9 protein-coding genes and 2 pseudogenes are annotated in these 12,696 nt (G+C 65.9%); 4 read left to right on the top strand and 7 right to left on the bottom strand.

The features are described 5' to 3' along the window. The 3 genes and pseudogenes from MUO23_13230 to MUO23_13220 form a co-directional block, all read right to left on the bottom strand. A pseudogene (locus tag MUO23_13230) lies at window positions 1-747 on the bottom strand (ATP-dependent Clp protease ATP-binding subunit). 138 nt (window positions 748-885) lie between these two features. Continuing rightward, window positions 886-1,182: pseudogene (locus tag MUO23_13225) on the bottom strand (NDP-hexose 4-ketoreductase). A 223-nt stretch (window positions 1,183-1,405) separates the two neighbouring features. Further along, on the bottom strand, window positions 1,406-2,740 hold the full coding sequence (locus MUO23_13220; GenBank protein ID MCJ7513911.1) for a S1 RNA-binding domain-containing protein: 1,335 nt from the start codon (window positions 2,738-2,740) through the stop codon (window positions 1,406-1,408). A 95-nt stretch (window positions 2,741-2,835) separates the two neighbouring features. Here MUO23_13220 and MUO23_13215 point away from each other — a divergent pair, with 95 nt between their 5' ends. Both MUO23_13215 and MUO23_13210 read left to right on the top strand, forming a co-directional pair. Then, window positions 2,836-3,966, top strand: coding sequence for an ATP-binding protein (locus MUO23_13215; protein ID MCJ7513910.1), 1,131 nt, complete (start codon window positions 2,836-2,838; stop codon window positions 3,964-3,966). 365 nt (window positions 3,967-4,331) lie between these two features. Then, window positions 4,332-4,919 carry a VWA domain-containing protein gene (locus tag MUO23_13210; GenBank protein ID MCJ7513909.1) on the top strand — a complete coding sequence of 196 codons (588 nt, stop codon included), beginning with the start codon at window positions 4,332-4,334 and terminating at the stop codon, window positions 4,917-4,919. Between the two features lie 353 nt (window positions 4,920-5,272). Here MUO23_13210 and MUO23_13205 read toward each other — a convergent pair whose 3' ends face one another. The 4 genes from MUO23_13205 to MUO23_13190 all read right to left on the bottom strand — a co-directional run bounded on the left by MUO23_13205 (window position 5,273) and on the right by MUO23_13190 (window position 10,572). Further along, window positions 5,273-5,620: a hypothetical protein gene (locus MUO23_13205; protein ID MCJ7513908.1), complete on the bottom strand. Its 348-nt coding sequence runs from the start codon at window positions 5,618-5,620 to the stop codon at window positions 5,273-5,275. 250 nt (window positions 5,621-5,870) lie between these two features. Continuing rightward, window positions 5,871-7,154: a ribonuclease H-like domain-containing protein gene (locus tag MUO23_13200; protein MCJ7513907.1), complete on the bottom strand. Its 1,284-nt coding sequence runs from the start codon at window positions 7,152-7,154 to the stop codon at window positions 5,871-5,873. Window positions 7,155-7,449: 295 nt separating this feature from the next. Beyond that, entirely contained in the window at window positions 7,450-9,390 is a 1,941-nt protein-coding gene (locus MUO23_13195; protein ID MCJ7513906.1) for an ATP-binding protein, read from the bottom strand. Window positions 9,391-9,435: 45 nt separating this feature from the next. Further along, complete coding sequence (locus MUO23_13190; protein MCJ7513905.1) at window positions 9,436-10,572, bottom strand: response regulator; 1,137 nt, start codon at window positions 10,570-10,572, stop codon at window positions 9,436-9,438. A 336-nt stretch (window positions 10,573-10,908) separates the two neighbouring features. Between MUO23_13190 and MUO23_13185 the strand changes: the two genes are divergently transcribed. Next, window positions 10,909-11,829, top strand: coding sequence for a DnaJ domain-containing protein (locus MUO23_13185; GenBank protein ID MCJ7513904.1), 921 nt, complete (start codon window positions 10,909-10,911; stop codon window positions 11,827-11,829). A 46-nt stretch (window positions 11,830-11,875) separates the two neighbouring features. After that, window positions 11,876-12,696: trypsin-like peptidase domain-containing protein (locus MUO23_13180; protein ID MCJ7513903.1), on the top strand; the 821-nt coding region annotated here is incomplete at its 3' end.

Raw genomic sequence — 12,696 nt, 5'->3', positions numbered from 1 at the left:
CTTGGCAGCCGGGTTCTTGTACATCCGAACGCGGGATGAGGCCTCGTCGATCAGGTCGATCGCCTTGTCCGGCAGGAAGCGTCCGGTGATGTAGCGAGCCGAGAGATTGGCGGCCGCCTCGAGGGCTTCGTCGGTGATCACCAGTTTGTGGTGCTCTTCGTACGGCCGGCGCACCCCGCGCAGGATGTCGATCGTCTCGGCCACGCTCGGTTCTTCGACCGTCACCGGCTGGAAGCGGCGCTCCAGCGCCGCGTCGCTTTCGATGTGTTTGCGGTATTCGTCGAGGGTAGTGGCACCGATCACCTGCAGCTCGCCCCGCGACAGCGCCGGCTTGAGGATGTTGGCAGCGTCCACCGACGAGCCGGCCGAGCCGGCGCCCACCAGCATGTGGACTTCATCGATGAACAGAATGGCGCCGCAGGATTTGAGCTCGTCAATCACCCGCTTCAGCCGCTCTTCAAACTGGCCGCGGTACATCGTTCCGGCGACCAGCGATCCCACGTCCAGCTGCAGCACCCGCTTGCCGAGCAGCGGCTCCGGCGTCTCGCCGGCCACGATCCGCTGCGCCAGGCCTTCGACGATCGCCGTCTTGCCTACCCCCGGCTCCCCGATGAGAGCGGGGTTGTTCTTGGTTCGCCGGGCCAGAATCTGGATGACGCGCTCGATCTCGGTCTGGCGTCCGATCACCGGGTCGAGCTTGCCTTCCTCGGCCAGCAAGGTCAGATCGGTCGCCAGCTGATCCACCAGCGGGGTCTTGGCCCCCGCCTCTTTGGGTTTGGCGGTGCTGGGTGCGGCCTGCGGTTGGCGGCGGCTCGGCGATTCTTGCAGCACCCGTCGAGTCTGTCGCCGCACCTGCTCGGGGGTCACTCCCAGCCGGCGCAGCACGTCCACACCCACACCTTCCGGCTGCCGGACCAGGCCGAGCAGCAGGTGCTCCGTGCCGATGTAGTGGTGGCCCATGCGCCGGGCCTCTTCGATCGCCAGCTGCAGAACCTGCTCCGTGCCCGGAGCCAGCTCGATCCGCCCGCCGCTGTGGCGTCCGATACCGGTCAGGCGTTCGACCATCTCCTTCAGGCGCGCCGGCTCAAGCCCGAGCTCGCGCAGGACGCGACCGGCCACCCCGCCCTCTTCTCGAATCAACCCGAGCAGAAGGTGCTCGGTCCCAATGTAGTTGTGATGCATGCGCTCGGCCTCTTCGTGGGCCAGACTCAGCACACGACGGGCACGCTGCGTGAATCGCTCCAGCTTGTCGGACACAGCAGGTCCCTCCGGGCCGACTTGAAATCGGCCAAGTCGACTCCCATTCTACCAAAGATGTCGAGACCCTCCGGCCAAGTCTGATCCTCCATTAAGCAATCAGGCGGCCGGGGGTCTCCCGGCCGCCTGCCACTGGCTACGCCGATGCTCAGTCAAGCGATTCCGGGTCCTGCGGCGGCGGCTGTTCTTCCGGCTCGTCGGACATCTCCAGATGCTCGGCCTGCTCCAGTTCAGCGTCAAAGTCCTCGTCGCCCTCGCTGGCCGGCTCCTCCTCCGGGAGGGGCTGGCGCACCGCCGCCTGCCAGTCAATCTCGGCGTACTCGGGCGAGTCCACCCGCTTCACGCTCAAGCCGATGCGGCGCCGTTCGCCGTCGATCTTGATCACCCGCATCGGCAGGGTCTCGCCTTCGCTCACGGCTTCCTTCGGGTGCTCGATGCGGCGATCAGACAGCTCCGAGATGTGGATCAGGCCTTCAATGTCGTAGCCTTCCAGCCCCTTGATGCTGGCGAAAGCACCAAACTTGGTCAGCTTGGTGATCGTGCCTTCTAGCAACTGCCCCTCGACCAGCTGCGAGGTGACCGTCTCCCACGGATCCGGCTCAAGCTCGCGCATCGATAGGCTGATTCGATTGCGATCGGAATCGACGCTCAGGACTTTAACCGAGACCTCCTGGCCGACCTCGAGCGCCTCCTTCGGGTGTCCGATCCGCTTCCACGAGATCTCCGATAGGTGCACCAGGCCATCCGCCCCGCCGATGTCCACAAAGGCGCCGAAGTCCGCCAGGCTGATCACGTGGCCCTGGCGGATATCCCCGGGCTTGAGTTCGCCAATCAGCTGTTCCTTGAGCATCTTGCGGGCTTCCTTGGCGGCGGCCCGTTCGGAGAGGATCAGCCGGTTGCGCCGGCGGTCAACTTCAACCACCTTGACGACAATCGCCTCGCCTACCATCTTGCCCCAGCGCTTGTCCGGGGAGTCGCCGTCCGCCCGGCGCCGGCGCGACAGGCTGACCTGAGAGGCGGGGACGAAGCCGCGCAGATTGCCGAGCTTAACGACTAGCCCGCCCTTGTTGTAGCCGCCGACGCTGGCATACAGGGGTTCCTGGGAGCCCATCAGGCGCTCGGCCTCGCCCCAATCCCGCTCCTCATCTGCCTTCGCCAGAGACAGCAGGATCTCGCCGTCGTGGCCGCCGGTGCGCAGAACATACACCCCGATTTCCTTGCCGACGACGAGCTCAGCCCGCCGCTCCTCGGACAGGTGCTCAAGCTCGCGCGCCTGAATCAGGCCTTCGGACTTGGCCCCAATGTCGACCAGGATGTCCCCATCCGACACCCGGGCAATGGTTCCGGTGCGAATCTCGCCCCGGCGAGGCGACTCAAGATCATAGCCCTCGCCCTCGAGCAGGGCGTCCATGGCCGAGGCCTGGTCCATCGGCTCCTCGGTGCCCTGCTCTCCCCCGACCTGCTGCTCAGTTGGATCGCTCAAGACGGCTTACTCCACGACAGACTGGACGGCCATTATAAGAGGGAACACACGTCCTGACAACCTCACTCGATTCCGCCGGACCCGGGCGCGGTATAATGCCGGCAGAGACCCGCGCATTGGCTATCGTCTTCCCCTTCACCTCAATTGTCGGCCAGGAGCGCATGCTCCGCGGCCTGGTGCTGAACGCCGTCAATCCCCGCATCGGCGGGATCCTCATTCGCGGCGAGCGAGGCACCGCCAAGTCCACGGCCGCCCGGGCGCTGGCCGCCTTGCTGCCGGATGTGCAGGTGGTGAGCGGCTGCCGCTTTGACTGCGACCCGGAACGTCCGACCACTTGGTGCACCGAGTGCCGCGAGCGCAGCGCCGCCGGCGAGCAGTTGCCGGTCGAGATGCGCCACACCTCTTTCGTCGACCTGCCGGTTTCTGCCACCGAGGACCGCGTCGTCGGCACCCTGGATATCGAGGTCGCCATTCAGCGAGGCGAGCGCCGCTTCGAGCCCGGCGTGCTGGCCTCGGCCAACCGCGGCCTGCTCTACATCGATGAAGTCAATTTGCTCGACGATCACGTCGTCGACCTGCTGCTCGACTCGGCCGCCCTGGGAATGAACATTGTCGAGCGCGAGGGCATCTCGTTCGCCCACCCGGCGCGCTACATCCTGGTGGGGACGATGAACCCCGAGGAGGGCGACCTTCGGCCGCAGCTGCTGGACCGCTTCGCCCTGTCCGTCGACATCCGGGGCCTGACCGATCCACGGGATCGGGTGGCGATTATGGAGCGGAACCTGGACTTCGAAGCCGACCCCGAGCGGTTCCGCAACGCCTGGATGGAGTCCGAGAGAGCCCTCTCACAGAAGATCGATACCGCCCGCAGCCTTGTGGACGGTGTCACATACTCCCGACGCGATCTGCTTTCAATTGCAGCCCTGACCTCCTCCCTGCACGTCGATGGCCACCGTGCCGATCTGGTAATCCTCAAGGCAGCTCGCGCCCAGGCCGCCCTCGACGGCCGGACGGCCATCGCCGAGCACGACATCCTGATGGCGGCCGAGCTGGCCTTGCCCCACCGGATGCGCCGGGGCCCATTCCAACAGGGGGAGCTCGACCTGGACGACCTGCAAGCTCGACTGGAGCAAGCCCAGGCTCAGGGGACCCCGAGCGAAGACGACATGCACCCACAGGATGCCGGGGCCGAAGATAAAAAAAAAGCCAGTCCCCTCCGGCCGTAATCCCCAAGTCGCCTGACGACCTCCCCCTGCTCGGTCAGCCTGATCCCAGCCGCCAATCGCCGTTCGATAGGACGCAGGCCCGTTGGTGGGATGGCGGGACTCCAATCGAGATCGGTTCCACCTTCGCCCCGCGCCGCCTGACCGGTGAACTCGACCGCCTGACCCGCCGTACCGGCGGCCGGCGCACCCAGACCCGCACCGATCGCAAGCGCGGCCGCTATGTCCGCGCCCGCCAGGCCCGGCCAAAGGAGACCGACATCGCCTTCGACGCCACCCTGCGGGCCGCCGCCCCTCACCAGATCGAGCGCGCTGAGCAACGCAAACAGGTAGCGTTCGCCATTCTACCGGCCGATTTGAAAGCCAAAGTGCGCGTACGCAAGGCCGCCAACCTGATCCTGTTCGTAGTGGATGCCTCGTGGTCGATGGCCGTCGCCGAGCGCATGTCCGCCACCAAGGGCGCCATCCTCTCCTTGCTGACGGACGCCTACCAACGCCGGGACCGGGTGGGACTGGTCGTCTTCCAGAAGGATCGTGCCCTCACCGTGCTTTCGCCCACCAATTCCGTAATGCTGGCCCAACGCGCCCTGGCCGACATCCCGGTCGGGGGCAAAACGCCACTGTCCGCCGGCTTGATGCTGGCGTTCGAGACCTTCCAGCAGGAGAAGTCCTCACACCCCGACGTCCTGCCGCTGATGATCTTGCTGACAGACGGCGCGGGGAATGTCTCGGTGGGAGGCCTGCCTCCGCAGGAAGAAGCGCATCAGGTCGCTGAGCAGATCCGCCAGGCCGGGATCCGAGCTGTTGTCATCAACATGGAGCACGCCGCCTTCGACCAGGGGCTGGCCCAGACGCTGGGCGAACGGTTGGGCGGACCGTGCTATACACTCCACGAACTGAAGGCCGAAAACCTGTATCGGGCAGTCCGCCTGGAGCTGAACGGGCAGACCGCCTGAGGCTCCGGCCTCGATCTCATCCTTCGTCGAACTCGAAGAGCGCTTCCACGCCGCGGCTGAGGCCCGGGCCATGCGGAAGGCCAGGGCCGGAGAGGCGGCGTACTTCTTCCTACTCCACAGCCAGGATATTCTGCCGCCTGCATCCGACCGGGTCGGCAAGTTCCGGCTGGCTCACCTCATCGTGCTCGAAACCCAGCCGACGAATTCGGTTGCGGCGGATTGCCTTCGGCATGGTGCTCCTCGCCGGTAGCCGAGCAGGAAGCCTATGGGTAGGGCCAGCCTGGCGATCAACCGACGGGACCAGAGCTCAAGGCGAGGAAGAACACCGGCCCCAGGCCGCACCCAGGAAGGACTCATTCAACAGACCCACCCATGACGCGGCAAACGATCAGCGCCCTGACCCGTGTGCTTGGTGCACGCTCCAAGATGCGCACATCTCGCTCATCGATGACCACACGGCCGCCGGGTTGCCGCCACACGCTGCGCCCCAGGATGTCCAAGCAGGCCGGCCCCAGCCAACCGGCGAGGGCAAGCCTTGTCGCCAACAATCTGAGATTCGAGTCACTCAGAATCAGCTCGGGCCCGATCGCCATCACCAACCGGATGGCGGCTGCGGTGGCAGCCACCCCGACCAACAGGCTGACTAGCGCCCGTCTCTCTACCGGCGGCATCGGCAGCTTCTCCGCCGGTTTGTTGCCCACCCCTCCTGGCCTCCAGCCGGCGCAGGGGCGGTGGAGGCATCCCCAGAGCTACCTCGGCCGTTCCGGCAGCGCGTACGATCACCGTGGACAGAACCAAGATTTCCATTCGGAACCTCAGGCACTTCATGCGGAGCATTTCATACTGCATGTCAAGCAAGCCGTAAATGCGACTGCGCGGGGGCACGTCAGCTGGGGCAGAGACCCAACAAGCGGGATTCTCTGAAAGGGAAGGCCGGCAGGCGGTGTGCCGCTAAGCAGGCAGGTTCGAGGGCTGCTTCTTGGCCAGGCGGCTCAACCGGTGCTCCAGTTCGCCCCAAGCCTGGGCACGGCGCCAGTCGTCGGGTCGGTGGCTGAGGGCGACCATTGCCTCCTGCGCCCATAGGCGCGCCTGAGCGCAGTCCTGCACCCTCCATTCGTAGTGCTTCGCCAGCTCAAGGCACGGCTGCGGATCATCTGGCGCCAACGCGTGCCATGCGTGCCAGAACGAGAGGGCCTCATCGAAGCGGCGCTCACGGCGCAGATCGGTGCTGAAATGTCGGAAGGCGGCCAAGCGAACCAGGGGATCCTCTGAAACGGCGGCGATCTGGAAAGCCGCGCCGGCAGCCTCGCGCCTTCCCGCTGCCCGATGCCAGCCAGCCACTCCCAGCGCTTCGGCGCCGGACAGTCCGCCGAGCTGCGCACCGGTGAACCGGCTGACGACCTCGGGCGCCAGGCGAACCAGCGAGAGGATATCCAGCGTGTTGTGGTACAGCACGCCCTCCATGGCGGCTGGGTCGCCCGTCCGCAGGTAGCCCAGGTACAGCTCCGGAATCAGCGCGCCGGGAACGTCGGCCAGCGTTCGTTCCACCCCCAGCACCCGGCGTTCGAGCGTGCTTAAGCTGCAGTCGGGAAGCGACCTGCGCCACAACCGGCGGGAGGGATGCAGCAGGTCCAGATGGGGGCGATCCGTCAGCCGGGTTTCCTTGCGGTGAGCAATCCGATAGCGCGTTTCCAGCAGGGGTAGGTCGAAGGCAGCGCCGTTGAAAGTCACCAAGCCCGCGGCGCCCCCGAGGTCCTCCCACAGCGCCTGCAGCATCCCGGCTTCTTCCATCGGCGAGCGGAGGAAGAACTGTCTGAGACTGAAGGTCTCGGCCTGGATGGCTCCCACGCCGACCAGAAACACCAGCGTCCCGGCGCCACCGGCCAGGCCGGTCGTCTCGGTATCTAGAAACAACCATTGCTCGACGGGAGCTTCGGCCAGCTGTGGGCGCCCGGCGACGCGGGCGGCGTCTGCAGGGTCCACCGACAGAATGTCGTTCAACGGGCCATGCCCATGCCCAAGGTGAAGCGGGAACCGCTGTTCGATCACCCAGGCCGGCCCGAAGGGCGTCTCCTGGACCGAGCCACTCGCCATCCGCGAGCCATGGCCGGAGGCGGCCTCGTCCAGCGCGAGGCGCCGAGCAGAGGCGTCGACCGCCGGTCGGGGCGTCACCCCAAGCCGGGTCAGCCGACGCTGCAGATCATCTCGCGCTCGCCAATCCGTGCTGCCTGCCACCACCACCGGTCCGCAAGGGGCGGAGCCGAGATCCGGGCCACCGCCTCGGTCGCCTGCAAGTCAAATCGAAGAATGTCATCGGGCGCCGATGACCTTCAACCCTGTCACCGTCGCGGCACCCGGCGTATTATAGCGTCCGGAGACGTGAGCCGGGACAACCCGCTACTCATCGCTGTCTCCTCCTTTGGCGAAAGCCTCCGCTGGGTTACCCCCTCACCGCCCCGGCGGAGGCTGCTTTAACCCACATGCACGGCTTGGCGGCCGTGCACGCCGTTGGTCTTCTTCGCACCGGCGGTCAGCTGACGACGGCCGGCAGCACCACGCTGAAGCAGCTTCCCTTCCCCTGGGTCGACTCGACCCACACCCGGCCGTGATGGTGATCGACGATCGATTTGACGATCGAGAGGCCGAGTCCGGTACCCTTGGTGTCGGCCGAGACATTCCCGGCGCGGTAGAACTTGTCGAACAGGTACGGCTGATCGGCGGCCGGTATCCCGCGGCCGGTGTCCCAGACCCGCAGGATCACTTGGTCCTGGTCGGCATAGGCATCGACCCGCACACAGCCGCCATCCGGGGTGTATTTGATGGCGTTCTCGATCAGGTTGCCGATCATCTGCCGCAACCGAATCGGGTCCCCCGACAGCAGGGGCAGATCGTCGGGAAGGTCGGCCTCCAGCGTTAGGCCACGGGTCTCGGCCGCGCCCCGCAGTCCCTCAACGGCGTAGCGCGCCAGAATCGGCAGCAGAACCTGTTCCATGGCCGAGTCCAGCCCAGCCTCGATTCGGCCGAGGTCGAGCAGGTCGCTAATCAGGGCGGTGATGTGCTCGACGCTCACCTGGACCCGGCGGATGAACTCGGTCTGCTGTTCATTCACAGACCCAGCCCGGGCAATCAACTCGACGTACCCCAGGATCGCCGTCAAGGGCGAGCGCAGATCGTGGGAGACCGTCGTCACGAACTCCGACTTGATCCGATCGAGCTCCTTCAGGTGCGTGATGTCTTGCATCACCACCGCCTGGCCCACCCCGGGGATCGGGGTACGCTGGGCATTGAAGATGCGGCCATCGGCGCCCTGGATTTCGCTGCGCCGCGGAAGGTGACCCGGGGCGCGCACCAGCTCGAGCAGGCTGGGGTCGTCGAAGGATTCGACAAGCGATCGGCCGATTAGCACTCCATCGACTCCGAACGCCTGGCAGGCCGACCCGTTCGCCATCAGCAGCCGGTTCTCCAGGTCCACCAGCAGCACGGCATCCTCGGTCTGCGTAAGCACCGTCTCCAACTTGCGCAGGTCGGCTTCCGTCTTCTGGTACAACCGGGCATTGTCGATGGCGATGGCGGCATAGTCGGCGATGGCCGACATGGCCGTGCTGTCTTCCTGCGTCAAGGAGCGCCCCGCCTTGCGGTTGTCCACGCCGAGAACCCCAATGGTTCGGCCGCGCACCCGCAGCGGAACGTAGAGCAGGGAGTGGACCAAATACGAGGTCTTGATCTTCTGCGGCGAGCCCTCATCCAGTAGGACCGGCATTCCCGTTGCGAGCACCTGGCCGGCCAGGGAATCCTGCGCCCGCAGCCGGAAGGTGCTGGCAAACTCTTCGTCGAAGTTCTTGGAAGAGCGCATGTACAGCTCGCTGGATTGCTCATCCAGCAGCAGCAGGCTGCCCTCCTCGGCCTGAGTCAGTTTCACCGCCGCCTCGACAACCGTCTTGAGGATGGTATCCAGATCGAGCATGGCCGTGACCGCCCGGCCGATCTGGGCCAGCACCTCGAGCTCATCCAGCCGGCGCTTGACGTTGGCGGCAGTTTCATCGGAGAGCGCCTGCGCATCGCACAGGCACTGCCACTGGCGACTCTCGCTCAGCGCCCGCCGAACCGCCGCCAGCAGCTGGTCGGCTTCGAAAGGTTTGACAAGATAATCGCTGGCACCTGCCCGCAGGGCTTCCACCGCCAGGGCTTCCGAACCCTCGGCGGTGATCAGGATCGCCGGGAAATGCGGCCGATCGTTCCGCAGCCTGCGGATCAACTCCAAGCCCGTCAGGTTGGGCATGTTTTGATCGGTGATCAACAGAGCCGGGTGGAGTTCGCGGGCCAGGGTGAATGCCGACAGGCCGTCAGCTACCGCCTGGACTGCATAGCCGGCCGGCTTGAGGACGGTATCGGTCAGAAATGTTAGGATCTCGCGGCTGTCGTCCGCGACCAGGATCAGCGGCGCGTCCATCATCGATCGTGCGACGAACATCGTAGCACAGCCAGGCAGAGCGGAGTATGGTACTTCTGTGGCGACTCAGAGAGCGGGTTCTCTGGGGGCCGGTACCGGATCGCCGGCCGCAACTGCCGGCAGGTCCGAGAGCTCTTGGACTAACTGATCCAGCCGTTTGCCGAGCTGGGTGAGCTCGGGCTTCAGCCCTTCGGCGCGATCGTCGGAGAGAAGGCGTCCGAGGTCGGCCTGCACGTTGCGCACCTGCTGACTCAGGCCATCCCGCCACTCCAGTTGTACGTGGGCGCCTCCCTGGTCCACCAGGCGCTGCAAGCGCTGGGCCCGGGTCTCCAGGGCCATGAACAGGCGGGCATTGACCAGGGAGATCGAGGCATAGTCGGCGACAGCCTCCAGCATTGCCTGATTGCGCTCGGTGAAGGGGCGGTGCTCCTGGCGGGCGACGCAAATGATCCCGATCGCCTGATCGCGAACCTTGATGGGAACGACCAGGGCCGCCTTGCCCAGGCGCGAGAGCTTGAACTGGGCCAGGCCTTCGCCGTACACGTTCAACGCTTCCCCCGACAGCATCACCAGCGAGCTCACCCCGTCGTCCCACGGTTGATGGAGCTTGGCTGCCAGCGCCGGCGGCAGGTTGCGCTGGGCGCGCAGCACGAGCTGATCACTCCGCTCTTCTTTGAGCAGCACCCACCCCATGCCGGCCTCGGTCACGTACAGGCTGCTCTCCATCAGCTTGGAGAACAGCTGCCCCTGATTGGTGGTCGAGGTGACCGCTTTGCCGATTCCGTACAGCGTTGTAAGCTCACGCACCCTGCGCTCCAGCTCGCGGTTGCTTTCGGCCAGCTGTTCTGCCAGTAGGTGGCGTTCATTGCGCAGGCGGACATCGCTCAGGGCGCGTTCGACTGCCGTGACCACCTCAGCCTCGCGCAAGGGCTTAACCAGGTAGTCCCTCGCCCCCAGGCGGAATGCCTGAACTGCGTCCGCTTCCATGCCTTCCGACGCCGTGACCAGCATCGGGACTTCCATGCCCTGAGAACGCAGGGCGACGAGCAGGTCCTTGCCGCTCAGGCCGGGAAGGGTCAGGCTGGCGATAATCAGATCGGGGACGAAATTCAGAGCGTGCTGGATGGCGGCGCCGCTGTCGTCCGCCGTGGCCACGGTGCAGCCGAGCGGCTGCAACACTTGGCGGTCGAGGAAGTCCAGCACGTCCGGATCCTCATCGACGACTAGGACGCGACCGCGAGACGCGTTCAGTCCCATGTGGATACTATAGCATGGAAGGCTACCCGGGGCGACCGCGACGCGGATCGGCCGGACAGGTCCGTCTGTCCGGGGGTGCCGGGGGTCCCGCCCCGGGCGGATCCCGGTTGCGCCATCCCTCGGCCGCTTGTCAGAAGTCATTGGCTGCCATACCGAGCAGGATCGGTCTCCGCCCAAGGCGGCCTCGCCGGGTACGGGGGATCCCCGTTAGAATCTGCTTAATCCCCGGGCTGCGGCTTGACTTACCATTCCGCCGCCCTTTAGAATGAAGTCAGGCTATCGATGGACTACAAGGATTACTACAAGCTCCTAGGCGTCGACCGCAACGCCAGCGAGAGCGACATCAAACGCGCCTACCGCAAACTGGCCCTGCAGCATCACCCGGACAAGAACCTAGGCGACAAGCAAGCTGAAGAGCGGTTCAAGGAGATCAACGAGGCCTACGACGTCCTCGGCGATCCCGCCAAGCGGGCGCGCTATGACCAGCTGGGCGGCTCGTATCGCGCCTGGGAACGCATGGGCGGCGCCCCGGGAGGCTTCGATTGGGCGCAGTGGACCGGTGCCGGGCCCGGGCGAGTGCACGTCGAGATGGGCGATCTGGGAGACCTATTGGGCGGGGGTTTCTCGGACTTCTTCAACGCCATCTTCGGCGGCATGATGGCACAGGGCGGTTCGGCCTACGGCCGCCCCTCCGTCCGCGGCCGGGATCTCGACCAGACCGTCCGGCTGACGCTGGCCGAGGCCTTCAAGGGAACCAACCGGGTTCTTGACCGGAATGGCAAGCGCCTCGAAGTAAGGATCCCGCCCGGCGCGGCGACCGGAACCCGGGTCCGGATTGCAGGGCACGGCGAACGCTCGAGTGGGTCCGCCGGCGATCTTTACCTTTCCGTTGAAGTCGATCCCGCGCCGTTTGAGCGCCGCGACGACGATCTGTACATCGACATCTCGACCGACCTGTACACAGCTGTTCTGGGCGGTCAGGTGGAGGTGCCCACGCCGGGAGGACCGGTCCATCTCAGGGTCCCGGCTGGCAGCCAACCGGGACAAACCTTCCGCCTGAAGGGCCGGGGCATGCCCGACCTGCGCAGCCCAGCGCGCCAGGGGGACCTGTTCGCCCGTCTCAAAGTCGTCCTGCCGACCCAGCTTTCGGCGACTGACAGAGAGTTGTTTGAGAAGCTGGCCAACTCTGGCCGCAGGCCTTAGCCTTTGTGCCGGTACCGCCGGCGGCCCAACCGAGGTAATCGCAACGATGAGACACCCGCACCTGATCCTGATCGGCTCTACGCTGGCGCTGGCGATGCTCGCCTGCTCGTCCCAGATCCCCACCGGGTTGACATTTTCCGACTTCCCACAAACCGGTGAGCTTCCCCCGTTTCAGCTCGAAGCCATCCCGACCTTGGCAGCCAGCGCCGCGGATTCCCTCGAACTCCTACCCCTGGAAGGGTTCGCGGCGCACTACCAGCAGCTCAGCCCAGGGGTGGTCGCGATCCTCACCTACAGCGACGTCGGCGCCCCCCATGATGGCCGAATCCCTACCGGCCAGGGAACCGGCTTCGTCATCGACGACCAGGGACACATCCTGACCAACCATCATGTCGTCGAAGGAGCCAGGGAAATCGAGGTCGACTTTCCGCAGGGGATAAAGGCTTGGGCCGAACTGCTGGGCAAGGACCCCGATTCGGATCTGGCTGTCCTCCAGGTCGACCTTCCAGCTTCGCACCTGGTTCCGCTGCCCCTGGGCGACTCGGACAGCGTGCGCGTGGGCGACCCGGTGGCCGCCATTGGCAATCCGTTCGGCCTGGCGGGCACCATGACCGTCGGCATCGTGTCGGCGCTGGGCCGCACGCTGGAATCGGAGCGTCAGGCGCCGGGCGGCAGCGCCTTCTCCGCCGGCGGCATCATTCAGACCGACGCCGCCATCAACCCGGGCAACTCCGGCGGGCCGCTTCTCAACCAGGGCGGCCAGGTGATCGGAGTCAACCGGGCCATCCGCACTGAGAACTTCACCGTCAGCGGCGACGCCGCCAACTCCGGGGTCGGCTTCGCCATTCCGATCAACATCGTCAAGCG

The organism is Anaerolineales bacterium (assembly GCA_022866145.1).
Lineage (GTDB): Bacteria > Chloroflexota > Anaerolineae > Anaerolineales > E44-bin32 > PFL42.
This window is presented reverse-complemented; position numbering and strand designations above follow the sequence as displayed.

Excerpts from the sequence above, each read along its gene's own strand:
- MUO23_13215 (MCJ7513910.1), top strand. The coding sequence starts at position 2,836 with ATGCCGGCAGAGACCCGCGCATTGGCTATCGTCTTCCCCTTCACCTCA.
- MUO23_13195 (MCJ7513906.1), bottom strand. The coding sequence starts at position 9,390 with ATGTTCGTCGCACGATCGATGATGGACGCGCCGCTGATCCTGGTCGCG.
- MUO23_13185 (MCJ7513904.1), top strand. The coding sequence starts at position 10,909 with ATGGACTACAAGGATTACTACAAGCTCCTAGGCGTCGACCGCAACGCC.